Source organism: Deltaproteobacteria bacterium, from assembly GCA_009929795.1.
GTDB lineage: Bacteria > Desulfobacterota > Desulfovibrionia > Desulfovibrionales > Desulfomicrobiaceae > RZZR01.
Genome location: RZZR01000027.1, coordinates 1 through 26,420, shown reverse-complemented (window position 1 = coordinate 26,420; position 26,420 = coordinate 1). Strand labels below are relative to the sequence as shown.

General features: G+C 60.2%; 22 protein-coding genes, 1 tRNA gene and 1 pseudogene. 10 read left to right on the top strand and 14 right to left on the bottom strand.

Annotated features, from left to right (window positions below; translation table 11 throughout):
- Positions 1-237: 237 nt before the first annotated feature.
- Positions 238-651 (bottom strand): hypothetical protein, encoded by a 414-nt coding sequence (locus EOM25_04880; GenBank protein ID NCC24524.1) that lies wholly within the window; start codon positions 649-651, stop codon positions 238-240.
- Positions 652-1,170: 519 nt separating this feature from the next.
- On the opposite strand from EOM25_04880, the gene EOM25_04875 reads away from it, so the two are divergent.
- Both EOM25_04875 and EOM25_04870 read left to right on the top strand, forming a co-directional pair.
- Positions 1,171-1,500: a hypothetical protein gene (locus tag EOM25_04875; GenBank protein ID NCC24523.1), complete on the top strand. Its 330-nt coding sequence runs from the start codon at positions 1,171-1,173 to the stop codon at positions 1,498-1,500.
- Between the two features lie 87 nt (positions 1,501-1,587).
- Complete coding sequence (locus EOM25_04870) at positions 1,588-3,198, top strand: hypothetical protein (protein ID NCC24522.1); 1,611 nt, start codon at positions 1,588-1,590, stop codon at positions 3,196-3,198.
- A gap of 170 nt (positions 3,199-3,368) precedes the next feature.
- On the opposite strand, the gene EOM25_04865 is transcribed toward EOM25_04870, so the two are convergent.
- The 6 genes from EOM25_04865 to EOM25_04840 all read right to left on the bottom strand — a co-directional run bounded on the left by EOM25_04865 (position 3,369) and on the right by EOM25_04840 (position 11,492).
- The gene (locus tag EOM25_04865; GenBank protein NCC24521.1) at positions 3,369-6,068 is read right to left on the bottom strand and encodes an EAL domain-containing protein; all 2,700 of its coding nucleotides are present in this window, start codon (positions 6,066-6,068) and stop codon (positions 3,369-3,371) included.
- Positions 5,981-7,291 (bottom strand): phenylacetate--CoA ligase family protein, encoded by a 1,311-nt coding sequence (locus EOM25_04860; protein NCC24520.1) that lies wholly within the window; start codon positions 7,289-7,291, stop codon positions 5,981-5,983. Before EOM25_04860 ends, EOM25_04865 begins: the two co-directional genes overlap by 88 nt.
- A complete protein-coding gene (locus tag EOM25_04855) occupies positions 7,288-9,006 on the bottom strand; it encodes a pyridine nucleotide-disulfide oxidoreductase (protein NCC24519.1) in 1,719 nt (572 codons plus the stop codon). The genes EOM25_04860 and EOM25_04855 overlap by 4 nt, the downstream gene beginning before the upstream one ends.
- Positions 9,007-9,094: 88 nt before the next feature.
- Positions 9,095-9,862 carry an ABC transporter ATP-binding protein gene (locus EOM25_04850; protein ID NCC24518.1) on the bottom strand — a complete coding sequence of 256 codons (768 nt, stop codon included), beginning with the start codon at positions 9,860-9,862 and terminating at the stop codon, positions 9,095-9,097.
- An 8-nt stretch (positions 9,863-9,870) separates the two neighbouring features.
- Positions 9,871-10,602 carry an ABC transporter ATP-binding protein gene (locus EOM25_04845; GenBank protein ID NCC24517.1) on the bottom strand — a complete coding sequence of 244 codons (732 nt, stop codon included), beginning with the start codon at positions 10,600-10,602 and terminating at the stop codon, positions 9,871-9,873.
- A complete protein-coding gene (locus tag EOM25_04840; GenBank protein ID NCC24516.1) occupies positions 10,596-11,492 on the bottom strand; it encodes a branched-chain amino acid ABC transporter permease in 897 nt (298 codons plus the stop codon). Before EOM25_04840 ends, EOM25_04845 begins: the two co-directional genes overlap by 7 nt.
- Before the next feature lie 205 nt (positions 11,493-11,697).
- On the opposite strand from EOM25_04840, the gene EOM25_04835 reads away from it, so the two are divergent.
- The 6 genes from EOM25_04835 (at position 11,698) to EOM25_04810 (ending at position 17,607) form a co-directional block, all read left to right on the top strand.
- A complete protein-coding gene (locus EOM25_04835) occupies positions 11,698-12,006 on the top strand; it encodes a hypothetical protein (GenBank protein NCC24515.1) in 309 nt (102 codons plus the stop codon).
- Between the two features lie 132 nt (positions 12,007-12,138).
- Complete coding sequence (locus tag EOM25_04830) at positions 12,139-12,366, top strand: ATP-dependent Clp protease adaptor ClpS (GenBank protein ID NCC24514.1); 228 nt, start codon at positions 12,139-12,141, stop codon at positions 12,364-12,366.
- Positions 12,366-14,576 (top strand): ATP-dependent Clp protease ATP-binding subunit ClpA, encoded by a 2,211-nt coding sequence (gene clpA / locus EOM25_04825; protein ID NCC24513.1) that lies wholly within the window; start codon positions 12,366-12,368, stop codon positions 14,574-14,576. The genes EOM25_04830 and clpA overlap by 1 nt, the downstream gene beginning before the upstream one ends.
- 69 nt (positions 14,577-14,645) lie before the next feature.
- Positions 14,646-15,368 (top strand): leucyl/phenylalanyl-tRNA--protein transferase, encoded by a 723-nt coding sequence (locus tag EOM25_04820; protein NCC24512.1) that lies wholly within the window; start codon positions 14,646-14,648, stop codon positions 15,366-15,368.
- A complete protein-coding gene (locus tag EOM25_04815; GenBank protein ID NCC24511.1) occupies positions 15,365-16,174 on the top strand; it encodes a hypothetical protein in 810 nt (269 codons plus the stop codon). Before EOM25_04820 ends, EOM25_04815 begins: the two co-directional genes overlap by 4 nt.
- 68 nt (positions 16,175-16,242) lie before the next feature.
- Entirely contained in the window at positions 16,243-17,607 is a 1,365-nt protein-coding gene (locus EOM25_04810) for a tetratricopeptide repeat protein (protein NCC24510.1), read from the top strand.
- A gap of 6 nt (positions 17,608-17,613) precedes the next feature.
- Here EOM25_04810 and EOM25_04805 read toward each other — a convergent pair whose 3' ends face one another.
- Genes EOM25_04805 through EOM25_04785 form a run of 5 tightly spaced genes read right to left on the bottom strand, consistent with a single transcriptional unit; the run spans position 17,614 to position 21,996 of the window.
- The gene (locus EOM25_04805; GenBank protein ID NCC24509.1) at positions 17,614-18,327 is read right to left on the bottom strand and encodes an HAD family hydrolase; all 714 of its coding nucleotides are present in this window, start codon (positions 18,325-18,327) and stop codon (positions 17,614-17,616) included.
- Positions 18,252-19,046 (bottom strand): amidohydrolase, encoded by a 795-nt coding sequence (locus EOM25_04800; GenBank protein ID NCC24508.1) that lies wholly within the window; start codon positions 19,044-19,046, stop codon positions 18,252-18,254. The genes EOM25_04805 and EOM25_04800 overlap by 76 nt, the downstream gene beginning before the upstream one ends.
- Positions 19,043-19,489 (bottom strand): acyl-CoA thioesterase, encoded by a 447-nt coding sequence (locus EOM25_04795; GenBank protein NCC24507.1) that lies wholly within the window; start codon positions 19,487-19,489, stop codon positions 19,043-19,045. The genes EOM25_04800 and EOM25_04795 overlap by 4 nt, the downstream gene beginning before the upstream one ends.
- Positions 19,482-20,684 carry a 2,3-bisphosphoglycerate-independent phosphoglycerate mutase gene (gene apgM / locus EOM25_04790; protein NCC24506.1) on the bottom strand — a complete coding sequence of 401 codons (1,203 nt, stop codon included), beginning with the start codon at positions 20,682-20,684 and terminating at the stop codon, positions 19,482-19,484. The genes EOM25_04795 and apgM overlap by 8 nt, the downstream gene beginning before the upstream one ends.
- A gap of 16 nt (positions 20,685-20,700) precedes the next feature.
- Positions 20,701-21,996: a homoserine dehydrogenase gene (locus EOM25_04785; GenBank protein ID NCC24505.1), complete on the bottom strand. Its 1,296-nt coding sequence runs from the start codon at positions 21,994-21,996 to the stop codon at positions 20,701-20,703.
- A 324-nt stretch (positions 21,997-22,320) separates the two neighbouring features.
- Here EOM25_04785 and EOM25_04780 point away from each other — a divergent pair.
- Positions 22,321-22,396: transfer RNA gene (locus EOM25_04780), tRNA-Thr, on the top strand.
- 233 nt (positions 22,397-22,629) lie between these two features.
- Here EOM25_04780 and EOM25_04775 read toward each other — a convergent pair.
- Both EOM25_04775 and EOM25_04770 read right to left on the bottom strand, forming a co-directional pair.
- A pseudogene (locus tag EOM25_04775) lies at positions 22,630-23,445 on the bottom strand (hypothetical protein).
- Positions 23,446-23,447: 2 nt separating this feature from the next.
- Complete coding sequence (locus EOM25_04770; GenBank protein NCC24504.1) at positions 23,448-24,179, bottom strand: hypothetical protein; 732 nt, start codon at positions 24,177-24,179, stop codon at positions 23,448-23,450.
- Here EOM25_04770 and EOM25_04765 point away from each other — a divergent pair.
- Positions 24,079-26,420 (top strand): PTS glucose transporter subunit IIBC (locus EOM25_04765; protein ID NCC24503.1); only part of this gene is annotated, 2,342 nt, incomplete at its 3' end. The two genes, EOM25_04770 and EOM25_04765, sit on opposite strands and share 101 nt — an antisense overlap.

Genomic DNA, 26,420 nt, shown 5'->3' with positions numbered 1-26,420 from the left:
ACCAAGCCCCCGGCCAGGACCAGGGACATGAGCAACAATCCAAAGGACGAAACGGATGGTTTCTGGTACATGTCACCCCCACGGGAAAGATTGTTTGCAACGACCGATCCGCTACATCATCCCGCCGGAGTTGAAAAGGCCTTCGTGGCTGGTCGGTCCGGATCGGACCGGCCACCGCTTAGCCCGGATCGATGCTTGGCCCGAACCTTGCTAAATCTTCGGCGAGAGGAAAATTTTTCAGGAGGTTGGACCATGGAAACTGGATATGTGGGAATGATGCATGCGACGCAGAATAATGAGCGTGGGTCGGGCATTGGGTATGGCAGGATGCAGGAGAGTTCGGACAGAAGACTCTTTGATTTTAGAAATATATTGGAAGCAAACGAGGTTGGGGGAGACGATGGCCTGAACCCCGAGCCATGGGTCCAGTCCGCCGAAGGTCAAAAGGGCATCGGCGGCCAAGGAGGCCTGTCGCCTGAGTCCTGGATTCAATCGGCCGAGGGGCGCGTCCTTGTTGGCGGCCAAGGAGGCCTGTCGCCTGAGCCTTGGGTGCGATCTGGAGAAGAAGACATGGCGATCGGCGGTCAGGGTGGACTGAGTCCGGAACCATGGGTCCAGCCAGCCGAAGATCAAAAGGGCATCGGCGGCCAAGGGGGGCTGTCTCCTGAACCTTGGATTCAATCGGCCGAGGGGCGGGTCATTGTTGGCGGCCAAGGAGGCCTGTCGCCTGAGCCTTGGGTGCAATCCGGAGAAGAAGGCATGGCGATCGGCGGTCAAGGGGGCCTGTCACCCGAACCCTGGATTCAATCGGTCGAGGAGAGGTTTTCCCCAGGGCAGTCGGAACTGTCGCAATCGTATTCGTCGCTGCGTTCCTCGTCGGTTTTGGCCGAAGCCTCCATGCTGACCAAGATTCAGGCACTTTGGAGTTAAGTCTGAGCATCTGAAAACATCGTCGAGGGTGGCACTTCATTTTGTTCCAAGGTCTTTTTGAAGTTTAGGCCGGATGACGAAAGTCTCCGGCCTTTTTGTTTTGTTCTTGACATGGCCGATTTCTTATGGCTCCATCCCAGTATGAAATCAATCAGAAATTTCATTTTCATCGTGACTGTGGCAGTATTGGCTCATGCTCAGGTTTTGGCCATGGCCCCATCTCCCGGAGGCGAAACATCGGTGAAGAATCAAGGCGCAACGGACAGGATGGTCGGAGGAAGATGCTCGTACCGGACCTACGAAGGCACGGCGGTGATCGTCGATATTCGAGAACATGCCTCGGCCCCGGATTCATTCGAGGTCAGATTTCGTTTCCAGTCGCATGAACCCGTCCAGGAGCCATTTGCCGATCCAACCGGAAAAATTTTCGATCTGCAGACCCCGGACTTCCGATCCCCGAACAAGCGCTATCTGGAGGAACACAACCTGCAACCTGGGGCCGAAGTCCCTTGTGTAATGGATGTCATTCAATCTGGGACATGTACTCCGGTCATGTTCCGTTTTCCCTGAGGCTTTTTGTTTTCGCCGGTGGTTGTTAAAGTTTGGCGGTTTTTCCGCCGACATATACCAGTCCAAGGAGGACATGGAGGAAACGCTATGAGGTGCAAAAAAATTTTTCTGCTGTTGCTGTTGGCTCTGTCGATGCTGGGTACGTCCATGCATGCATGGGCCGAGGATGAATCGTTTGGAATTATGCGATTTACTCGCGAAGAATTTCGGGAGTTCGCCGCGGATCATGAGTTTGCGCCTCATGCCCCAATGGCCCTTGAATCCTCTTTCGCCAATGGGTTTGAAAGTTCCCTGAACCTATTGTCCTACCTTCAGTACACACCGTCAGAGCACAATCAAGGCCAATGCGGCAATTGCTGGGCCTGGGCCGGGACCGGAGCAGCGGCTATTGATCTGAATGTTCAGAAAGGAGTCAAGGATCGATTGTCCGTCCAGTACATATCGGCGTGCAACACTGCGAAAACGTGTTGTCAAGGAGGATGGTTGGCTGATTTGGCAACATTTTATACTTCAAAAGGATATATAATCCCATGGAGTAACACAAATGCTTATTGGCAGAATGGTGATGGAAATTGCAATGTTTCATGCGCATCAATCGGGACAAGTCCAAATTATCCGATAACATCTTTTGAACGGCAAGCGATTACAACTCATAACATATCTCAAGCCCAAGCTATTGCCAACATTAAAAGTATATTGAATCAGAACAAGGCTGTTTGGTTCGCATTTTTTTTGCCAAAAGAATCAAACTGGACTCAATTTTATAATTTTTGGGGTGCGGACGGAGAAAGTACACCATTTAGTTTTGATTTTACTAATGGTCAATCTGAAGACGGGGGTTTCGGAGGGCATGCAGTTCTGTGTGTCGGATACGATGAAACATCTTGGATCATGTTGAATTCATGGGGGTCAAATAGCGGAAGGCCAAATGGTCTGTTTCGTGTTCCGATCGATATGAATTACAACCTTTATCATTATGAAGGTGATGACGGAGTAAAATACGCTAGTCTTTTTTTCCAATATTTGGATATCACTTGGGGGCAGACTCCTACAGCCAGCTATACCTATTACATTCCGTATCTCATTGAGAACACCTCGGGTGCCTGGACAGGCCTCGGTTTGCGGAATCTGAGCACGTCGGCAACGGCCAATGTCACGGCAAGGTACTACGCCCAGTCCGGGGCGGCCATAGGGACGAATACCGTGTCCATAGATCCTCGTGGCCATAATTCGTTTATTGCCAGGACGTCTTACATTAAGGCGGCCAGAGGATGGATTAAGGTCGAATCGACCCAAGAGCTCAGAGGTGTGGCCTTGTTCACCGATGACACCGCCACATATATGGGTGACATGGATTTCGTTCCTTCGGATTCGGTATCCAAGAACATGGTACTGCCCCATTTCGGTCAGGACAAACAATGGGACACGTCCATTTATATGATCAACCCGAACTCGACATTCGCTTCCACGGTTACCTTGACGAAGCGTGACGATTCCGGAGCCAGCATGGGCTCCGAGACGTATACGTTGAGCGCTATGACCAGTGCCATCTATCCTTTGTCCGATTTCGGTTCGTACGGAATAGGAAGCGTGGACATCACCACATCATTGGCAACGACAGGGTTTGCTTTGTTCACCAACAAGAAGACCGGGAAAAGCTATTTCGCGGGATTGATGATTCCGGCCGTGGGAAAGTAGATCGCGGTTCGATTAAGGATGTCGAATGCGAATGGTCGCGTTCGGTCACTTGCATTGAAGTATCCCGATCAATACTGAAAAGGCCCTGTCCGGTTGATGCCGGACAGGGCCGTGTTTTTTTCGCCGAAAAATTTGATGCAGGCTATTGAGGGCAAACGAGCCCGTTCCCGTCAATTTTCGTCGCTGATTCCGAGCAGGTTTCGCAGATAGACTTCGGTCTCGAACCGGCCCATGGGGCGGGCGAAAAGGAAGCCCTGGACGCTTTCGCAGGCAAGGGAGTCTAGGATATCGAGCTGCCGGCGCTTCTCGACCCCTTCGGCCACTACGTCCATGTTCAGGCTGTGGGACAGGGCCACGATGGCCCGGACAATTTCGTAATTCTCCGCTTCCAGACCCAGGCCCTCGACGAAGGACCGGTCGATCTTGATGGTCCGGACCGGAAATCGCTGGAGGTAGGACAGGGACGAATACCCGGTTCCAAAGTCGTCGATGGACAACCGGATTCCCAGGCCGTGGAAGAGTTTCAGAGTGGCCAGGCCCACGTCGGGGTTGGCCATGAGGGCCGTTTCGGTGATCTCGAGCTTTAGATTGGCCGGAGGCAGGCCGGACTCCTCAAGGATCCGCTGGAGGCGGTCAGAGAAGTTGGCCATGTTGAGCTGGACCGGGGAAAGGTTAACGGACACGTAGGCTCCGCCCAGGGCGGGAAATATCTCTATCCATCGGGACATGTCCGAGCAGGCCTGGCGAAGGATGCTCTCGCCCAGAGGGATGATCAGGCCGCTCTCCTCAGCCACGGGAATGAACTCGGAGGGCGGGATGGGGCCTTTTTCCGCATGGGTCCAGCGGGCCAGGGCCTCGAAGCCGTCCAGGCGCGTGCCCGATGAGGACAAAATGGGCTGGAATGCGGCGTGGATCTCGTTCGTGCGCAGGGCGTCACGGAGCATGGCCTCCAGGGTCATGAGCTCCACGGCCCGGTCGTGCATGCGTCGATTGAAGACCCGGAACCTGTCCCTGCCCAGATCCTTGGCTTGGTACATGGCGATGTCGGCGTCCCGCAGAAGGTCCTCGGCCCGCTCGTAGCCCTCGGTCTCCAGAACGATGCCGATGCTGGCGCTGGTGTGGAGGGGCTGGCCGTCAATGGTCAAGGGTCTGGCCATCATTTGACGGATTCGCTTGACCACAAGGATTGTCTCGCGGGGCGACCTGAGTTCCTCCAGCAGGATGGCGAATTCGTCGCCTCCCAGCCGGGCCATGGTGTCCATGTTCCGGAGAACGGCCGGCAACCTTTGGCCTATTTCGCGCAGGAGCATGTCTCCGACCATGTGTCCGTGCCCGTCGTTGATTGTCTTGAAGCGATCCAAGTCGAGCATGATCACGGAGAAGAGATAGTCGCCGCGGCGCTTGGCCCTGGCCAGGGCCCGGTCGAGGCGCTCCAGGAACAGTGCCCGGTTGGGCAGTCCGGTCAGCTCGTCGTGGAGGGCCATGTGGGTCAATTGGTCCTCGTATATCTTGCGCTCTATGGCCATCCCGATCTGTTCGGAGATGGAGACGATGAGGTCCACGTCGCGCTTTTTGAACCGATTCGGGTTCTCATAGTCCTGCACGGCCAGGACGCCCAGGATCTTGCCCTTGATGTTCAGGGGCACTCCGACCCAAACGGCAGGAAAGGAGCCGATGACGTCCAAAACACCGTCCTGCAAGAGCTGGCCGATCTCGTCCCGGGTGGCCCAGAGGGTTTTACTGGTCCTGAGGACATGGAGGACCAGACTCTTGGTGTTGGGATCGCTGATGTTCTCGATGTTGATGTATTCGTCGCGTTCGTCGTGGTAGAAGGGGAAGACAATTCGATCGTTTTCTTCATCCACCAGCCCGATGAAGAAATTCGGGGCGGAGGTCATCTCCTGGAGGATCTTGAAGATGAAGGCGTACAGATCCTGGATGTCCCTGGTGACCGAGACGGCGTTGGAGATTCGAAACAGGGTCATGGAGACTCGTTCGTCCTCCTTGCGGTCGGTGATGTCGAAGGCCGTGACCAAAAGGCTCGGCTCACCGTTGAAGAGAATGGGGCGAATCCGGGTCTCCATCCAGCGATCTTCACCGTCGGGGCGGCGGACCGGAAGCTCCAAGGGCCGTCCGGTCTCCAGGCCGCCAAGATTTTGGATGTTGCCCAGAAATTCCTCGTACCGGGAGAGGTTATCTTCGGAGAAGATTCGGGAGAAGGGTTTTCGGGAGAGGTCGGTCAGGGTGCGTCCGCATAGGGCGGCCCCTGATGGGTTCATGTATCGGCAGAATCCGTCCTGGAGGATGAAGATGGCGCAGGAGGTACTGTTGGTCAGGACCCGAAAGTTGGCCTCGTTCTCCTGAAGGGCCTCTTCCAGAGCGACCTGTTCCGTGCAGTCCATGAGAAAGCCGTCGGTGCCCATGAACCGGCCCTGGTCGTCGGTGACCTGGATAGCGGTCACCGAGGCCCAGAATCGGGTTCCGTCCCGACGGAGCATGGGTAGACGGTAGTCGTCGACCCGACCGTGCGTGTCGAGTTCGGCCCCAAAGGCGTCAAAGGTCGATTCTTCGGCATGGAGCTGGGTGCGAATGTCGGTGACGTCTTCGTACATGGCCTCGACGGACGGCCATCCGAAGATTTTGGCGAAGCGGGGATTCATGTCCTTGAAGCGGCCGTTCGGGGTGGTCTGGAAGATGCCCACCGGGGCCCGAAGAAAAATTTCCTCGTAGCGGGACAGGCCGGTCCGGGCGAGATTGTCCGAAAGATTTTGGTCTTCGGAGGTCATGGATTCCGTTCCTTTCGGGGTGAGAACGGGTTCTGAAGACTGGCGGGCTCCACGAGACGAAGGACCGGGGTGACCCCGAGCCATTGGGAGAAGTCGTGGCGCAGGCGGTCGACAAGATCGCGCTGGCGCTTCATCTGATCGAAGAAGAGACTATCGTTGATGCCGATCCGCAGGATGAGTGCCTGGCCCGGGCCGAATCCCTCGATCTCGGCCTCCCAGGTCACTGGTCCGCCCAGGGTTCCGGAGAGCAGGCTGTCGATCCGTTCCGGGGCGATGTTGATGCCCTTGACGATGAACATGTCGTCAACCCGGCCGTCGATGCGGTCCAGACAGCGGAAGACGTGTCCCGAGGGGCATGGATCGGGCAGGAACCGGGCCCGGTCGCCGGTCCGATATCGGAGCAGGGGCAGAGCCTCCTTGGCCAGGGTGGTCAGAACCAACTCGCCCCACTCGCCAGGTGGCATGGCCCTGCCCGAGTCCGGATCGACGATTTCGGCCAGGAACATGTCCTCCTGGACGTGCAGGGCCAAAGACTCGGGGCATTGGGCGGCTATGCCCGGGCCGGAAACGGCGCTCAGACCGTAGATGTCGAAGGCCCGGGCCTGAAATCCGTCTTCAAGCCGCTCCCGGAGACCTTCGGGCCAGGGTTCTCCGGTCAGAAGCAGGGTCTTGAGGCGCAGCTCCGAAGGAGTCAGCCCCATGCGCTCCATGGTGCCCAAAAGGGTCAGGGCATAGCCCGGGGTGGCCACCAGGCAGGAGGTTCCGAAGTCGCGCATGGTTCGGACCTGCCGTTCGGATTTGCCGACGGAGGTCGGGATTGTCGATGCTCCGAGTTCCCGGGCCGCGTCGTGAAAGCCGAAGGCCCAGGTGCCGAGGCCGTAGTTGAGGGTGATCTGGAAGACGTCTTCGCCGCCCAGGCCGTAGCTGGCCATGATCCTGGCCAGCAGCCTGGCCCCGCTCTTGAGGTCCTGCTCGGTGGAGCCGACGACGATGGGCTTTTCCCCTCGGCCGGTGGTGCTGTGGACGCGGATGACTTCCCGCAGGGGACGGCAGAACATCCCGTAGGGATAGGCCGAGATGAGATCGGCCTCGGTGGTGAATGGTATCCGGCCCAGATCGGCCAGGGTGTCAAAGCGGTCCGGGTCAAAACCGTGCTCGTTGAACATTCGGCCGTAAAAGGCCACATGCTTGCGAATTCGGTTCAGGGTGGCCTGAAGACGTTCGAGCTGCACTTGCTCGAGATCGGAGCGGGTCATCTGTTTTGCGACCCGGGCGCTGACGGGCATCGGTCCCTCCTGTCGGTTCATTCCTGGTCGGCCAGGTTGAGACCCCAGCGGTTGAGCATGCCCATGCCGCCCTGAAGGCTCAGGGAGGCGGTCAGGCCGACGGCATCGAGCTTGCGCTGGGCCTCGTAGGATCTGGCTCCGGTATTGCAGACCAGCACCAGGGTCTTGTCCCTGGGCAGTTCGTCGGTGTGGTCCTGGAGGATTTCGGCCGGTATGTTGTTCCAGTGTTCCGGATGCGATGTACGGATGGAGGCCACGTTTTCCGGGTCCCGGCAGTCCAGGAAGAAGCACCGTCCTTCCTCACGATCGGCCCAGAGCCGTTGGAACTCGCTCTGCCCAATGACCCGATTGCGGCCGTTCAGGATGTTTTCGGCCACGTTGCCCAGGTTATTTAGGACATCCATGGCCGCTGAAAAGGGCGGGGAATAGGCCAGCTCCAGACAGCAGATGTCCTGGACCACGGGTTTATTCGGCAGAATGGCGGCCACGGCGTTGATTCGGGCCAGCAGGCCTTCGCCGTTCTCGCTCATGCCTTGGATGCCGAGAACCCGGCCGGTTTTTTCCTCGACGACCAGTTCCAGGGCCATGAGGGTCTTGTCCGGATAGAAGTGGGCGTGGTCGAATTGGATGACCTGGGCGCTGAAGGCATTGAAGCCGTGGCGCCGAGCGGCGTCGATGGACAGGCCTGCTCCGGCCACGGCGTGGTCGAATATCTTGAGGGCCAGAGTGCCCACGGCTCCGGGGAACGTTTCCCGGCCTCCGGCCAGATTGGAGCCGATGACACGGCCCTGACGGTTGGCCAGGGATCCCAGGGCGAAGCTGTCCCGGGTGCCGGTGACCAAGTTCTCGACGCAGACGCTGTCTCCCCCGGCAAAGATGTTCGGGTCCGAGGTCCGCATGGTCTTGTCGACGATGATGGCCCCTCGGCCGGACACGGCCAAACCGGCCTGTCGGGCAAGTTCGCCGTTGGGGACAACGCCCACGGCCAGGATGACCAGATCGGCGTCAAGGGTTCTATTCTCGGTGACCACCCGGGCCACTGAGCCGTTTTCGCCTTCGATGGCCGTGACCCGTTCGGATAGGAACAGGTCGATGTCCTTCTTGATAAGATGATGCTCGACCATCCTGGACATGTCGCCGCTGATGATGCCGGGAAGCACCTGGTCCGACAACTCGATGACCGAGGTCTCGATGCCCCACATGTCCGACAGGGCTTCGGCCATCTCGAGCCCGATGCACCCGGCCCCGACGATGATCGCCCGGTTGATGCCTCCGGCTGTGACCAGGGTGTGAATCTCCGTGGCGGCTTCCATGCTATGGACGGTGAAACATCCGGGCAGTTCTCTGCCCGGCAGGGGCATGGGAATCGGCCTGCTTCCGGTGCCCAGGACGAGCTGGTCGTAGTTCAGGACATAGGGTTCTCCATTCTTGGGCTTCAGGGTCACGGCCTTGTTGGCCCGGTCGATGGCCAGACAGTCGGTTTCGGTCAGGACGTCCACGCCCTTGGCCGTGCGGAAGAACTCGGGATCACGCACGGCGTGGAAGGCGGTGCGCTGAAGCTGGGACGGATCGGGCACGTCGCCGGAGATGAGGTATGGAATGCCGCAGCCTCCATAGGAAATGACCGAGGCCCGGTCGACCATGGTCACCCGTGCCGAGGGTTGGAGACGTTTGAGGCGGCAGGCAGCCTTGGGTCCAAGGGCCACGGCCCCGATAATGATTATATGCTGAGACATGACGGTTCGCTCCTTGTGTCCGCGGCTCGTGGCCCAGGCCGGCGACGGTCGCGATTTCTGTTGGTACTGAAGACGAGTGTCCCTCCCGTCAGACGTCGAGATCTCCGAAATCCTCCTCTCGACCGAGATAGGCCTCAATGACCCGGGGGTCCTGCTGGACCGCTTCCGGGGTGTCGTGCATGACCAGGCCCCCCTCGACCAGGACCAGAACCCGGTCCGAGATGGCCATGAGTACGTCCATGTCGTGTTCGATGATCAGAATGCCCAGACCCAGTTCGGTTCTGATGCGTTCGAACAGGGCCGCCAATTCTTGAGACTCCTGGTTGTTCAGACCAGCGGCGGGTTCGTCCAGTAGAAGGAGCCTTGGATGGCCGGTCAGTGCTCGAGCGATTTCCAGCCGTCGTTGGTCTCCGTAAGACAGGGCACCTGGGGAATCGGCCTCCCGGCCGGTCAGACCGACCAGGGCCATGTTGGCCCGGGCCTCGGCTTTGATCTCCCGCTCACGGGGACAGGCTGGACGCATCAACGACCAGATCCCGGGACGATACCAGGCGTTGGCCCCTACGCAGACATTTTCCAGGCAGGTCAGATCGGGATACAGACTCAAATTCTGAAAGGTTCGCATCATGCCCATGCGGCTGCGTTCATAGGACGGCCGCTGGGTGACTTCGTGGCCGAAGAATCGAATTCGTCCCGACGTGGGGGGCAGGGTTCCGGTGATCAGGTTGAAAAGTGTGGTCTTGCCCGCCCCGTTGGGGCCGATGAGCCCGGTGATGGACTTGTCCTCCACGTTGAAGCCGACCTCGCGGACGGCCAGGACGCCTCCGAAGGCCTTGGTCAGGCCGTCGATTTCCATGGCGGGGTTCATCGCTCCCAGATCTCCTTGTAGCCCTTGCCCAGATAGGCCCGCCGGACGTCCTGATGATCGAGGAGGTCGCTGCCACTTCCCTCCAAGACGACCCGGCCGGTCTCCAAAACATAGGCTCGGTCAGCGATGCGCAGGGCGGCCCTGGCGTTTTGTTCGACGATAAGGACCCCGAGGTCCTCCTCACGGTTCATGGCTACGATGGCCTTGAGGATGTCCTTGGATAAAAGCGGGGAAAGACCAAGGGAGGGCTCGTCCAGAAGGAGCATGGTCGGCTTGGACATGAGGGCCCGGCACAGGGCCACCATCTGCTGCTCGCCACCGGACAGGCTGCCTGCAGGTCGGTGCCAGAGGCCGGAGAGGATGGGGAACCGGTTTCGAAATCGGTCCAGATCGCGGCGGATGCCATCCCGGTCCGACCGGGAATAGGCCCCGAGGATGAGGTTGTCCTTGACGCTCATGGCCCGAAAAAGCCGTCGGCCCTCGGGGCAGAGGGCCAGACCCCTTTTCAGGCGTCCCTCGGGACTGAGGCGGGTCATGTCCTCGCCCTTGAACTCCATCGCCCCGGACGAGGGGCGGACCAGACCGGCCAGGGACCGAAGCAGGGTAGTCTTCCCGGCTCCATTGGCTCCGATGACAGCCACGATCTCGCCCTGCCCAACATGGACGGACAGGGCCTTGAGTATGTGGACCCGTCCATAGAATGTCTGGAGACTGCGGACCTTCAGCATCCGCGCTCCGGTAAACGGCGGATTCGAAGAAGGGCCAGAAGGCGGCCGGAAAAACCCGGAGTCGTTCCGGTCCGGCCCAGGATGCCCTGGGGGCGGAAGATGAGGGTCAAGACGAGGAGCAGTCCATAGACGAGATCCTGGAAATCGGCGAATTCCTGAAGAAATTCCGGGAGGAGGAACAGGACCACGGCTCCGACCACGGGGCCGAACACGGTGCCCATCCCGCCGAGGACGACCATGCACAGAAGGAGAATGGAGGTATGGAGCCCAAAAGCCCCGGGACTGATAAAGGTTATGTAGTGGGCGTAGAGAGAGCCGGCCATGCCCGCGAACAGGGCCGAGGCGGCGAAGCAGAGGGCCTTGAGCGGAAACGGCGATATGCCCATTGCCCTTGCCGTGCCCTCGTTTTCCTTGACGGCCGTCAAGTTGGTGCCGAACATGCCCGTGGACATCCGCCAGGTAAGAATCAGACAGAGGGCGGCCACGGCCCAGATCCGGATGGCCAGTTCGGGCGTGGACAGCCCGAAATTTGACAGTCCGTAGAGCCCGTCCGGTCCACCGGTGAAATCGCAGTTCTTCAGCCACAGTTCAAAGATAATCCCCAGACCCAGAGTGACCACGGCCAGGTATTCGTCCCGGAGCTTGAGGGCCGGGGGACTAATGACCAGGGCAGCGACCATGGCCGTCAGTCCTGAGAAAAGGATCAGGACCGAGAACGGCAGGGCCGGAGCCTGCATGGACATGAGAGCCGAGGCGTAGGCCCCGATGCCAAAAAAGGCCCCGTGTCCCAGGGAAACCTGGCCGGAAAGGCCGACGGTCAGGTTCAGACTGGCGGCCAGAATGACGTAGATGCCGCCGAGAACAAGGAGATGCAGGATGTATTGGCTCATGGAATTTCGGTTAGATGCCTCTGGATTTGCGAGGACGACCCGAGGCACCCTATCCTCGGAGCTCGGCCTTTTCAACCCAAAACACAGGCCATTTCGGGCCGGGGTCCGATATGCGGCTATTGACTCGACCGGGCCAGAGGTTATTCAATGTTTCCTATGGCCGGGCCCGTGATGGACGGCCGCAACACCGGGAGGAAACAAACACATGGCCGAAACCATCGACGAAATCACCATCGACTGGACGGACGAGGACGGCTCCCAGCGGGTCAAACAGCTTCGCAAGGAGGTGCTGACCAGGGGGGCATGGACGACCATCGTCTTCGCCTACCAGGATATCGACCGGAGCGGGGCCTTGAGCGAGGTCAAGTTCCGGGTCGTCCGCTATCAGAAGAGAAACGGCCGGTACATGCCCCAGTCCAAGTTCAATATCTCTTCAGTTCGCCAAGCCAGACAGGTCGCCGAAATTCTGAACGTCTGGGCCGATGCGTTCGAGGGCGGGGCGGCCGGGGAATGATCGGACTCCTAGGGGATTCAAAAACCGGGAGGATGGATCGTGGCCTCTGAGCGTCATTTGGCCGGGGGCGACCCGGCCCTGGAGGAAATCGTCGATCAACAGGTCAGGGAGCCGAGACGGTACAAGGTCCTCATGCACAACGACGACTATACGACCATGGATTTCGTGGTCGAAGTGTTGAACAAGGTGTTTCACAAGACCCCGGCCGAGGCCGAAACCATTATGATGGCCATTCACAGCAAGGGCATCGGGGTGTGCGGGATATACACGGCCGAGGTGGCCGAAACCAGGGTGGCCCAGGTTCGAAGGATGGCCAAGGGCCGCGGATTCCCCCTCTTGTGCACCATGGAGGAAGTGTGATGTTGAGCAAGGAATTGGAACGAATCATCGCCTTCGGAGTTCGGGAGGTGAAGGTTCGGCAACACGAATATCTGTCCCTGGAGCATTTGCTGTACGGGTTCCTGAAGGATCGGGAAGGGCAACGCCTTCTCCTGGGCTGCGGGATTGCGCTGAACGATCTCCGCAACAAACTGGAGCGGTTCTTCATCGATCACCTGGAAGTCCTTCCTGGGAAGAACAACGAAATCATCCAGACCGTGGGGGTGCAGCGGGTCATGCAGCGGGCCATCATGCACGTCCAGTCGGCCGGCAAACGCCAAGTGGGCATTGGGGACTTCCTTGCGGCTATGTTTGAGGAGGAAGATTCCTTTGCCGTATATTTTCTGAGCGACATGGGCCTGACCCGTCTGCGGGTTTTGGAATACATTTCCCACGAGGCCGGAGAGGGGTGTTGTCCGGCGGAAGCGCCGGACGGTCAGCAGCCCGGTTTTTTGGAGCGGTTCACCGTGGATCTGATCAAGAAGGCCCGGGACGGGCATATCGACCCGTTGATCGGGCGGGAGCCCGAGCTGCGGCGAACACTCCAGATTCTGGCCAGGAGGAGGAAGAACAATCCCGTGTTCGTGGGTGATCCCGGGGTCGGCAAAACGGCCCTGGCCGAGGGGCTGGCCCTGAAGGTGGCCCGAAACGAGGTTCCCGAAACCTTCGCCGATACCTTCATCCATGCCTTGGACATGGGCGCCCTGCTGGCCGGAACCAAGTACCGGGGGGATTTCGAGTCCCGCTTGAAGGGGGTCATCGGGGAATTGAAGAAGATCGAGCGGGCCATCCTGGTTATCGACGAGATTCACACCATTGTCGGGGCCGGGGCCACCTCGAGCGGAACCATGGATGCTTCCAACATTCTGAAGCCTGTGCTGGGAGCCGGAGAGATCCGGTGCATCGGGTCCACGACCTTCGAGGAGTACAAGAATCACTTTGAAAAGGATCGGGCGTTGTCGAGAAGGTTTCAGAAGGTCGAGGTCCTAGAGCCCTCGGAGAGCGAGAGCGTGGCCATTTTGACCGGCCTGAAGCCCCACTACGAGGCCTTCCACGGGATCTCCTACCGGCCTTCGGCCATACAGGCCGCTGTGGAGCTGGCCGCCAGGCATCTCAAAGATCGGTACCTTCCGGACAAGGCCATCGACGTTATGGACGAAGCCGGGGCGGTGTTCCGGCTCTCGGGGAAGAAAAAGATGTCCGTGACCCGTCGCGACGTGGAAGAAGTGGTGGCCCGGATGGCCCGCATTCCCTCCAGGAACGTGTCTTCCTCGGACCGCGACCGGTTGGCGACTCTGAATTTGGACATGAAGTCCGTGGTCTTTGGACAGGACCCGGCCGTGGACATGCTCGTCCAGGCCGTGAAGCGGTCCCGGGCCGGCCTCAAGGAGCCCGGTCGGCCGGCAGGCTCCTTCCTGCTGGTCGGGCCGACGGGGGTGGGCAAGACCGAGGCGGCCAGACAGTTGGCGGCCTGCATGGGAGTGGACTTCATTCGATTTGACATGAGCGAGTACATGGAAAAGCACGCCGTGGCCCGGCTGATCGGAGCCCCTCCCGGCTACGTGGGCTTCGAGCAGGGCGGTCTTTTGACCGATGCGGTCCGGCGTCAGCCCTATTCGGTCCTTCTTTTGGATGAGATCGAAAAGGCCCATCCGGATCTCTTCAATATCCTGCTCCAGGTCATGGATCACGCCACCCTGACGGACAACACCGGCCGTAAGGCGGATTTTCGCCACGTCATCCTGCTTATGACCTCCAACGCTGGGGCCAGGGAAATGTCGTCCAGATCCCTGGGATTCGGCAGGGAGTCTTCCGACGACAAGACCGACAAGGGCATCAAGGCCGTTGAGAAACTCTTCAGCCCTGAGTTCCGCAATCGCCTTGATGGGACGATTCCCTTCAAGGCCCTAACCCCGGAGATCATGGAACAGGTCGTTGATAAGTTCATGGGCGAGGTCAACGACCAGCTTCGGGAACGCCGGGTGTCGGTGTCCCTGACACCCAGGGCCAGGAGCTGGCTGGCCGAGATCGGACATGATCCGGACTACGGGGCCCGTCCCCTGGGCCGGGTCATCCAGAAAGAGGTCAAGGACAGGTTGACGGACGAGATCCTGTTCGGGGCGCTGGCCAAGGGCGGACGCGCGGTCCTGCGCTACACCAAGAAGCAGGGGCCGCGCCTGGAAATCGGCTGAACGGATTGACCGGACCCGCCACGAGGCGGGTCCTTTTTTGGGTCGAGTCCTCCCGGTCGGGATGTAACGATGCCCGTATTCAGATTGCCCGAGGTGCCCTTTTTCCCCGATCCAGAGTTGGCCGACCCTTGCGGGCTCCTGGCCGTGGGCGGAGACCTGTCTCCAGGCCGGCTTTTGGCGGCCTATCTTGCCGGCGTCTTTCCCTGTTATGGCCCGAGCGACCCGATCCTGTGGTGGAGCCCGGATCCCAGACTGGTCCTTTTTCCCGACGATCTTCACATACCAAGGAGTCTGAGGCGAGTCCTGAACGGCCGGCGGTTCAGGGTCACCATGAATGAGGCCTTCGGCCGGGTCATCCGGTTCTGCGCCGGGGTTTCCAGACCCGGGAGCGACGGGGTCTGGCTGGTGCCGGAGATGATCGAGGCTTACGAGAAGTTACACGGCCTGGGGCTGGCCGTGTCCGTGGAGGCCTGGGACGACGAGGGCCTGGCCGGAGGATTTTACGGAGTGGCCCTGGGCCGGGCCTTTTTCGGCGAGTCCATGTTTCACCTTCGTCCCGAATCCTCCAAGGCGGCCCTGGCGACCTTTGTCCGGCACTTCGCCGCCCGCATCGACTTCGTGGATTGCCAACAGAAAACCGAACATATGGTCAGGCTGGGAGGCGGGGAGGTGGACCGTCGGCGGTTCAGAAGGCGACTGGCCGCTGCCGTGGGGGATTTCGACGATCCGGAGACCATTCGGTTTTGGTCCGGATCACGGGTGATCGACCCAAGAACAGGAGAGGACACATGAAGAGTCACGATGGCCCCGACCATGATTTCCGGGCCAAATCCACGACCATGGAAGTCGACTGTCGGGCAATGATAGAGGCCTTTCCCTACGGGTTGGCCGTTTACCAGGCCGAAGACCAGGGCATGGACTTTACCCTGGTTTATCTGAGTCCCAGGGCGGTCGAGGCCGAGGGCGAGAACGCCTCGGCCATGCTCGGCGTCCGGGTCGGAGATTTCGGGACGGACCTCGGAGCGGATCTGTTGGCTACCCTGCAAAGGGTGTTCATAACCGGGGAATCGGCCAGAACCTCGGCGTTTCTGTTCCGTCAGGGCCGGGTGGCCGGATGGCTTCAGAAACAGCTGGTACGTCTCCCGCAGAGCCGGGTCATGGTCGTCTACGAGGACGTCACCGATTTGAAACGGGCCGAGGACTCCATTGTCCGCATCATGTGCCGCCGGGCCGAGCTGGAGCGGATCATGGACCTTTCCCCGGCAGTCCTCTTCTTCTGGGAGCCGGGGCCGGGCTGGCCCGTATCGTTCGTCTCCAAGGGGATTCACCGGTTCGGATACAGCCCCGAGGATTTCACCGAAGGCAGGATCAAGTACGCCCAGATGGTCCATGCCGATGATCTGGGCAGGATTCGCCGGGAGATCGACGGCTTTGTCGCCGATCCACTGGTGGACCACTATCGACAGTCCTATCGGATCGTGACCCGGTCGGGTTCGGTCCGAACGGTCCGGGATCTGACCTGGCTGGTGCGAAGCGAGGACGGGCAAGTCAGGGAGTTCCACGGCCTGGTGGACGATGTGACCGACGAGGTCGTGTAAGAAAGACCGCAAACGTTGAAACGGAATCGGTGGGACGGCCTGGAACGCCGGAAGGGAGGGGAAAGGCGATGGTCACTATCTACGAAAAAATACTGGTCCATTATTTCAAGGTGCTGAACGGGTGCGTGTTGATCGCCACCGAGGACAAGACCTTTTACAAGAATCTTCGGTCCGTCCTCAAGCCCCTGGAGCCCGAGAGCGGCGCGGTGCACGTCATTTCAAGGGCCGACAGCTCGGCCCTGCGCACGGTCGGAAATTTGCTCGTCCGTCACGGGCATGTCCTGGTGCTGGTCGAGTCGAAAATCGGGGGCCGAAGCAATTTTCAGTTTTTGACCATGCTTCGGGAAAGCTTCTTCGAGCAATGCAACATCATCGGGCTGACCAAGGACGACGACGCCGGGGTCATTGCCCACATGCGGGAATTGGGAGCGGATTCGGTCATCGTCAAGCCTGTTTCCCAGACCAAGCTCATCCAGAAGATGGCCTTGACCCTTCAGCCGGACAACGAATTCAACAAGAAGATCCGGGAGTGCAAGCGGATGCTCCGCGAGTGTCGGTTCGAGGAATGCTCGCCCATGGCTCGGGCGCTCATGGCCGAACGATCGGACAATCCAACGGTGTGCATCATCGCCGGGGATGTGCACCTGGCCATGGGCGAGCACGCCCGGGCCGAGGAGTGCTATGTTGAGGCATCTCGGCTGTCGGGAATGCGCTTGGAGCCCCTGAAAAAACTCGTGGAACTGTACGCGGTGACCGGCGAGAACGAAAAGCGACTGAGGTTTTTGAAGATTCTGGACCGGCTCTCGCCCAATAACTTTGAGCGGAAGATCAATATCGGGGAGATTTGTCTGGACCAGGAGAAAATCGACGAGGCGGAGCTCTTTTTCGACGGTGCGGCCAAGGCTGTCAGGAGAATGGCCGAGGACATGGTCAGCGAGACCTTGATGGACATCAGTTCCAGGGTCAAGGAAAAGTGTCCGGAAATGGGCATCAAGTACATGAAGCAGGCCATCAACGCCAAGGACAGGTCAAGCAGCCTCGGTGCGGACGATCTCTGGATGCTGAACGAGCTGGGCCTGACCCTCCGCAAGGAGGGCAAGTGGGAGGAGTCCATCAAATGTTTTGAAAAGGCCCTCTTGCTGGCCGACGACGCCACCTCGCCCGGTCTGTTCTACAACGTGGCCATGGCCTTCGCCCAGGGAAAACTCCACTACCGGGCCCTGGAGCACTTCCAGAAGGCATTGCAGGCCAACCCCGGATTCGTCAGGGACAGTCATCTGGTGCCCTTCAACATGGCCAAGGTCAATTTCGCCGTGGAACGATATCGGGAGGCTTTGGAACTGGTGGAGACCAGCCTGGAAATGGAGCCGGAATTTGCCCAGGGACGTACGCTTAGGAACAAGATCCTGGAGGCCATGCAGGAGCGGGGGTAGTTCCGCTCAGAACCATTCGGCCAGCAGAGGCGGTAGATCGGGGGGCCGCTCGACAACGGCGTCGGGGCGGGCCTCGGTCAGTCGTGCGACGCTCTGAAATCCCCAGGATACGGCCACGGTCCTGACCCCGGCCCGGCGACCCATGCGGATGTCGCTGACCGCGTCCCCGACCATGACCGTTCGTTGGGGGTCGGTTCCCATTTTGGCCATGAGCCGGACGAGCTTTTGGCTCTTGTCCTCTCCGGATTCCCCTCCCAAGATGTGCGTGAAGCGATGGCGAAGTCCGGATTCCTTCAAATATTCTTCCACGATGTCCGCTTCGTTGGCCGTGACGATGGCCAGCGCGAACCTTTCGGAGAGCCGGGTGAGGGCCTCGGCCATGCCTGGGAAAATCCTGGCCGGAACGGTGCTGACGGTCAATTCCTCAAAAACCAGTTCGCTCAGGGCCGGGTGGTTGTTCTCTGGCACACCGATGATCCGGGCCAGTTCGGCAAAGACCATATTATCCAGTGCTTCGAGGTCTCGAGGACCCGGCAGGCGGTTATGTCCCATCCGAAGACAGGCGGCCCGCATGGCCGCGAGATTCCGGTCCATGGAATCGAGAATGACCCCGTCGTAGTCCAGGGCGCAGAGTGCCTTTGATGTCATGATTTTGAAATGCCGAGGAGCCGGGCGGCATTTCCGGCCAGACATTTGAGGTCTTTTTCGGCCATTGCGCATCGGCGGCCCAGGGCTTCGAGTTCGTCGGAAGGATCAAAGAGAGGGTAGTCGCTGCCGAACAGGAAGCGGTCCAGAGGATGCTTGTTGATGATGGACTCGATCTGGGCGTCCGAGGCAAAGGCCAGAGTGCTGGAGGTGTCTATGTAAAGGTCCTTTCCGGCCAGATGTTCGGGGACCTGGTCCCAGTGGAGATAGCCCCCGAAATGTGCGGCGATGACCGTCAGGCCGGGAAAGCGCTCCAGAAGCCGAGCCAGTTTTTCGGGACTGGATGGATTTTTGTCTGGAGGCAGGCGATCGCCGACGTGGACCATGACCAAAAACCGGCCCCTGAGTTCCTTTAGAATGGGATGCAGGGACGCATCGTCCAGAGAGAACCCTTGGAAGTCGGGATGCAGCTTGATTCCGATGACTCCGGCCTGTTCCAGACGATCCAGTTCGCTTGGCCAGCCATGGAATCCCGGATGAACCGTGCCGAAGGGAATCAGTCTCGGGTATGCCGACTTGAGACTCAGGGCCCAGTTGTTGGCCGGTATAACCTGGTCCGGACTGGTGGCCGCGGTATGGACTACGGCCATGGCCACGCCGGCCCGGTCCATCCGTTTGATTAGATCCTCGGCCAGGCCGCTGCCCACCGGAGTGATGTCGTAGTGACCTCGGAGCTGGTCCAGGACCTTGGCGGCGATCTTGGGATGGAAGACGTGGGTGTGGACGTCGATCATGGGGTCGGTTCGGCAGGAGAGTCATCGCACATGCCCCGCAGCCAGTCCGGCACCCGGACTGGACGGCCCTGGCCGTCGACGCAGGCGTGCTGGGTGGACCCGGCGGACAGGACCCGTTCCCGGTCGTGATCGGTGATTTCGTAGGTGAAGGTCATGCTGGCCTTGGTCCATTTGGAAATTCCGGCCCTGACCCAGACTTGGTCCTCGTACCTGGCCGGGGCGAAGTATCGACAGGCTGCCTCGCGCACGGGCAGGAAGATCCCTCTGGATTCGATGTCCCGGTAGCTCATGCCCCGCTCGCGGATGTACCGGTTTCGGGCCCTCTCGAACCAGTGAAAATAGTTGCCGTAGTAGACCACGGCCATGGCGTCGGTTTCCCCGTAGCTGACACGATGAAGCAGCCAGGCCTCGGGAGTGGGGAAGGATGTCGAGGGCCTAGGCATGGGGCCGGCTCATCTTCCGGAGAATGAAATCCAGGAACTCGTGTCCCGAATCGATATGGAGTCCGGATCGGGCCGCAGACCGCTCGGTGAAGGATGCGGGCGCGGACTTTGGCAGGTCCGGAGCGCAAAAGCAGAATGGGACCGGTTCGGACGAGTGGGTCCGGATGGCCAGGGGCGTGAGGTGGTCGCAGGTCACGACCCAGACCGCCTCACGCCCCAGAGCCCGGTACAGGGGCCCGACCACGTTGGCGTCGAATTCCTCGACGGCCCGGACTTTGAGGGCCAGATCGCCCATGTGCCCGCACTCGTCAGGGGCCTCGACATGGACATAGACGAATCGGTCCGGCCCGGTGGCCAGATTCAGGGCGGCCTCGACCTTGGCCGCATAGTTCGTGTCCAGAAATCCGGTGGCGCCGGGGATGTCGGGAACGACCATTCCGGCGGCCCGCCCCAGGCCCTTGACCAGATCCACGGCAGAGACAACGCCGCCGTTCAGTCCGGTGCGCTCTTTGAACGTCGGCAGACGCAGGGCCCGGCCCTGTCCCCAGGGCCAGACCGACCGGGCCCGGCATTGTCCTGTCCAGCGGGCAAGAACCACATTAGCCCGGCGGATAAGGTCCAGTAGACCGGAATGCTTGGAGTATGCGGAGAAATCCGTTTCGATGCCCTGGTCCGTGATGTCGTGGGGAGGGCGGATGTTTAGTCCGGCCATGGGCCCGAGGGCTCCATTTCTCTGCACCAGAAGATGACGGTACTGGACCCCGGGATGGAAGGAAAAGACCTCGTCGCCCAGTTCGGCCTGGAGAGTGGAAACGATCTCCCGACCCAAGGCGTTGTCGATGTGTCCGGACGAGTAGTCGAGCATGGTTCCGGCGGCCGAGAATTCGGTCAGATCGACGAGATTGAGGCGCCAGACAAGATCGTCGGGCCCCGGGGTCAGTCCCTGGGCGGCGGCCTCGATGGGTCCTCGGCCGGTGTGGTGCAGGGCCGGGTCGTAGCCCAGAAGAGCCATGTTGGCCACGTCGGACCCCGGGGGCATGCTCTTCGGCACGGTTCGACAGGTCCCCACAAGACCTTCGCAGGCCATTCTGTCCATCCACGGCGTATGGGCCAGCTCTAACGGGGTTCTGCCTCCGGGGACGTCCGGCCTGTCTCCCATGCCGTCGGCGATCAAAAAGAAAATCGGATGGTTCATGGTGCTGCCTTGGTGCTCAGAGAATCCGGTAGTGAACGCTGGGCTGGGTGATGAAGGGCATGCGGTCGATTTCATCCAGGGCTTGCCCGACCTGACGCATCTGGGCCGCATGGGTGATGAAGACCACTGAGGCATCGTTTCGGGCCGGATCTTGGCGCTGGACGACCTGGGCGATGGAGATGTCCTTGTCGGCCATGACCCCTGCCACGGCCGAGAGAACGCCCGGCTTGTCCTCGACACCCAGTCGAAAGTAGTGACGGGAGGTGGTCAGCTCCAGATCCAATACCTTGACCGGAGGAAGCACCGGATCCACGAAGCCCGTGTTGTTTGGGATAGACCCGTCTCGGGCCAGGGCCATGATGTCGGCCAGGACCGCGCTGCCCGTGGGCAGGTCCCCCGCGCCCTGTCCGTAGAGCATGATGGGTCCCACGGCGTTGCCTTCCAGCAGGATGGAGTTGAAGGGCCCGTCGACCTTGGCCAGCATGTGGTCGGCGCGAAGAAGGGCTGGAAAGACCCCGGCCTGAAGATGGCCGGAGCGTTCCCGAACCTGGCCCAGAAGTTTGATCCGGTAGCCAAATTCCGAGGCCAGGCGGATGTCCTCGGCCTGGACCCGGTCTATACCCTGAACCGAAAGTTTCGACAGGGGAAAGTCCTGTCCGTGGGCCAGACGGATGAGCAGGACGAGCTTGTGGGCGGCGTCCATTCCTGAGATGTCTAGGGTCGGATCGGCCTCGGCGTACCCCTTTTCCTGAGACTGGGTCAGGGCCTGCTCAAAGCTGATGCCACGGGAGGTCATTTCGGTGAGGATGTAGTTGGCCGTGCCGTTCAGAATGCCGGTCAGAGTCCGAATCCGGTTTCCGGCCAGACTCTCTTTGAGGGTCTGGACGATGGGGATGCCTCCGGCCACAGAGGCCTCGTAGTAGAGCCCAACGCCTTTTTCGGCCGCTCGGATGAAGAGCTCGGCGCCGTGCTCGGCCAGAAGGGCCTTGTTGGCCGTGACCACGGGACGGCCGTGGTCCAATGCGCTTAAGATGAGATTGCGGGCCACGGTGGTTCCGCCGATGAGTTCGACGAAGATGTCGATGTCCGGATTGTCGACGAAGGCCAGCGGATCGTCGGTGAACACGGTTTCAGGATGCGGGATGTTGTCCCTCTTTTTGCACAGGTCGCGGACAAGGATGGAGGGAATGACCAGTTCCTTGCCTATCCTGTGGGCGATCCAGTCCCGGTTTTCGGCGATGATGGTCGCCAAGCCGGAACCGACGGTGCCGAAACCGGCCAGGCCGATGCGGATGATTTTTTTGTCTTTCATGATGGTTTCCGAAATTCCCATTGGCAGAGCCTGTTGTCCGAAGGCGTTATGCGGCCGGGCGTAGCGAGCGACAACTGCGCGATGCCCCAAACTTGTTTCAATAGCTGGACAGGTCCCCGCCTGTCAAAAACCGAGAAGCGTCGGGGGCCTGGGGGAACTGGATGCTCATCTCTTGGTGAGGATAGAGACGATGAGGGAGTTTGGGCGGTTCGCAAACAGACCGCAGAGTGCGGTCTGTTTCACCCAAAAACGATGATTTTTGAACGATTGAAAAATCGAGCTTGACGCCCGGGAGCCCCGTGGATACAAGGCTTTCCAGAGTTTGCCAGGATAGCTCAGTTGGTAGAGCAGCTGATTCGTAATCAGCAGGTCGAGAGTTCAAGTCTCTTTCCTGGCTCCAAAGCAAAAAAAGCCCTTACAGCGAAATGCAGTAAGGGCTTTTTTTTTGCCTGAATTTTGAAGGACCAGTCTTTCTTGAATTCAAATTATCTGGAATCACGTTCTGGCCGGGTCAGCCCCTTCGGTTTGAATTTTTCCGGAATCAGAGGAGGGTTTGGATGATTTTGGAGCTCGCTTGGCAGGGAATAGACCGGTTCGGTCATCCTTGGGCGGAGGCCACGAGCAGGCCGCGGCCAGGGCCACGGCGAACACCCCGGCCCCCAAGGCCAGGGCCACGTTCACAAAAGGATCGGCGGCCAAGGAGAGGCGGATGAGAAGGGTGGCCAGGGCGTAGCCGGAATTTCGGAACATGGACAAGAAATCAGGGTAGATGAAGTGACAGACCAGGACCATGAGCACGTCACTGAAAACGAGGAGCGTGTAGAAGGAATGAAAGAAGTCCGTGCCCGGCAGGCCGGTCAGGACATGGTGGATGGTCCGAAGGCCCAGGAGGACAAAGGCGGCCAAAAGAACCAGGGCCACGGCTTTCTTGATGGCCACCAGTCGGTAAAGGCGCAGGCCGGTGATCCGGGTCGAGTGGCGGGACGTGGCTCGGGCCTGGATGCGGAAGAAGACTAGGACCAGGCCGAACACGGCCAGGGCACCGAAGGCGCAAGCCAGCATGTGGAGCAGAGGGGTCGAGATCCCATGTACGGCGATGGGGGCCGGGAAGTTCTGGAGTTCCTTGAAGGCGGCCCGGAGCAGGATGAGGCAGAGAATCTCGAACTGCTTGCCCACGGCCTTGGACAGGGAGCAAGGCAGGGTGAAGACCAGTTCCACGACCTCGATGACCAGAACCAGGGTGAAGGCCAGATCCACGGCGGCAAAGAGACTTTTCGGGGCGAACCGGTCCAGGAAGGCCGGCAGGATTTCAAGATACCTGGCCCCGGCCAGGGCCAGGGTCACGAGAAAGACCAGAACCAGAACCCCGGCCAGTCCGCGACGAACCCTGTCCGAGGACCAGGCATCGTGCAGGGGGTCGAAAAGGTGGGTGACGGCGGCGTAGAACATGGTCAGTGGGTGGCCGGGGGTGTTTTTTCTTCGGATGTGTCCGGCAAAACCGTTTCCTTGGGCCTGTTGATAAAGGCCTTGATCTTCATGTCCATGTCCAGGATGTGGTTCAGCAGCCAGGTCTTCATGAATCCCAGAACCTCGTCCGGGGGAATTTTCATGCCGACGAACAATTCCTTCTGATAGAGTTTGACCCGATTCTTGAGATTGGTGTGTTCGAGGGTGTGGTCGTTCAGGCCTGGATAGCCGATGGATTTCATGAAGCGTTCCTCAGCGTCGAAATGCAGGACGGTATATTCGCGTAAGGCCTTCATGGGTTTGACCAGATCCTTGGGATTGTCGGATTTGCGAGCGGTGTGAACGAGTTCGTTGGCCAACTCGACCAGCCGGTGGTGTTGGGAATCGATTTCCTTGTTGCCGATGAGGAGGATGTCGTTCCATTCAATGAGGGGCATATCTGAACTCCTTGGTCTGATTCCTGTCCGATGGCTTATGGTATCATGCCAGCATGAACCACCTCTCGGCAAGGCCGGAAACGCTCGGCCATCGAAGGGAAGTGTAGACGAAAGGGCCAGCGATGATGTAGCTGAGAACGAGCCCCCTCCTCGTCGACAATCCTGATAGGAGAAGACCATGTCCATGTTCGCCGCGTCCTTCTCGACTCTGCAAAAGATCGGCAAGGCCCTCATGCTGCCGGTGGCGGTCCTGCCCATCGCCGGAATTCTGCTTGGCATCGGCAGCGCCCACTTCTCCTGGATTCCGACTCAGATTTCCCTGCTCATGGCCGAATCGGGCGGGGCCATTTTTGTCAGCCTGCCCCTCATTTTCGCCATAGGTGTAGCCCTGGGGCTGACCAACAACGACGGAGTGGCCGCCCTGGCTGCGGTGGTCGGGTACGTGGTCATGCTGGCCACCCTGGGCGTTTTGGGCGGGTTCTATCAGGAATGGTCACTGGTGACCGAGACCCTGGGCCTGACGGTCATGACCAAGGAGATCATGGGCATCAAGGCCATGGACACCGGTGTTCTGGGCGGAATCCTGGCCGGGGCCGTGGCGGCCTCCATGTTCAACCGCTTCTACCGCATCGAACTGCCCCAATATCTGGGGTTTTTCGCGGGTAAACGGTTCGTGCCCATTGTCACTGCCTTCGCGGCCATTCTTCTCGGGTTCGTCCTCAGTCTGATCTGGCCCTTCATCGGTACGGCCATTGAGGAATTTTCTCAGTACGCGGCCTACGGCAATCCGACCGTGGCGGCCACGGTCTACGGGTTCGTGGAGAGACTCCTCATCCCCTTTGGTCTCCATCATATCTGGAACGTGCCCTTCTTTTTCGAGATCGGGTCCTACACCACCCCGGCCGGAGTGGTGGTTCACGGCGATATCAACCGGTTCTTCGCCGGGGACCCCACGGCCGGCATCCTGGGCGGGGCCTATCTGTTCAAGATGTTCGGCCTGCCGGCGGCGGCCATAGCCATCTGGCACGCGGCCCGGCCCGAGAACAGGTTCCGGGTGGGGGGCATCATGGTTTCGGGGGCCCTGACCTCGTTTTTGACCGGCATCACCGAGCCCATCGAATTCGCCTTCATGTTCGTGGCCCCGGTTCTGTACGGCATCCACGCCGTGTTCGCGGCCGGGTGCCAGTTTCTGTTCAGCGTCCTGGGGGCCAAACTCGGGTTCACCTTTTCCCAGGGATTCATCGACTACGTCCTGTTCTCCGCCCTGGACACCAAGCCCTGGCTGGTCCTGGTCTGCGGGCCGGTGGTGGCCCTGGTCTACTACGTCACGTTCAGGGGCCTGATCAGCCTTTGGAATCTGAAGACCCCTGGCCGGGAAGATGCTCCAGAAGCCTCGTCACAGGCCGGGTCCGGTCAGGGAGGCCTGGCCGGGGATCTGGTCCGGGCCTTTGGCGGAGCCGACAACATCGTCAGCCTGGACGCCTGCATCACCCGTTTGCGGGTCGAGGTGGCCGATGCCGGACAGGTGGATCAGGCCCGGCTCAAGGCTCTGGGCGCGGCCGAGGTGGTCGCAGTGGGGCTCAACATGCAGGCCATTTTCGGGCCCCGTTCCGAGAATTTGAAAACATCCATGGAAATGTATCTGCGGGGCGAGGCCGTTGAACCCGGAAGGGAAACAGGCCCAATGCTCAAAGATTCAGGGGCCGATCTCGCTCTCCTGGCCCCCTTGTCGGGCCGGATGGTCCCTCTGGCGGAAGTCCCGGACGAGGTCTTCGCCCGCAAACTGGCCGGAGATGGGGTGTCCATCGATCCCTCCAGTCACGATCTTCTGGCCCCCTGCGACGGCACGGTCCTGAACCTCCACCCGAGCCACCACGCCCTGACCCTGAAAACCGGTTCGGGACTGGAAGTGCTCCTGCACATCGGACTGGACACGGTCAAGCTCCGGGGCGAAGGCTTCACGCCGCGGGTCCGGACAGGGGATCGGGTGACGGCCGGAGCGGTTCTGATCGAGTTCGATGCCAAGATCGTGGCTGGGAAGGCCCCCAGTCTGCTGACTCAGATGGTGGTGGCCAATGCGGGGCCGGGTTCGGTTTTTAATCCGGCTCAAGGCGAGGTCACAGCCGGCCGGGACGTGGCTCTGCGGGTGAGGGCCAAGGCATTGGCGGGCGGGGTCGAGTCGATTCAAGGCGGGGTCCAGATTTCGGCGCCCATTGTCATCCCCAACCCCGACGGGCTCCACGCCCGTCCGGCTGCAACGCTGGCCGGACTGGCCAAGGGATTCGAGGCCGACGTCCGGCTGGTGGCCGGGGAGAAAAAGGCCAATGTCCGCAGCCTGGTGGCCGTCATGGGAATGGCCCTGGCCCAGGGGGATACGGTTCATCTCGAGGCCGAGGGCCGGGACTCGGCCCGGGCCCTGGAGACTTTGACCCGGGCCCTGCGAGACGGTTTGGGCGAGGCCACGGTGGCCGTTGCCCGGCCCAGGGCGGCCGAGGCTCCTGTTCCGGTGTCCGATTCCGG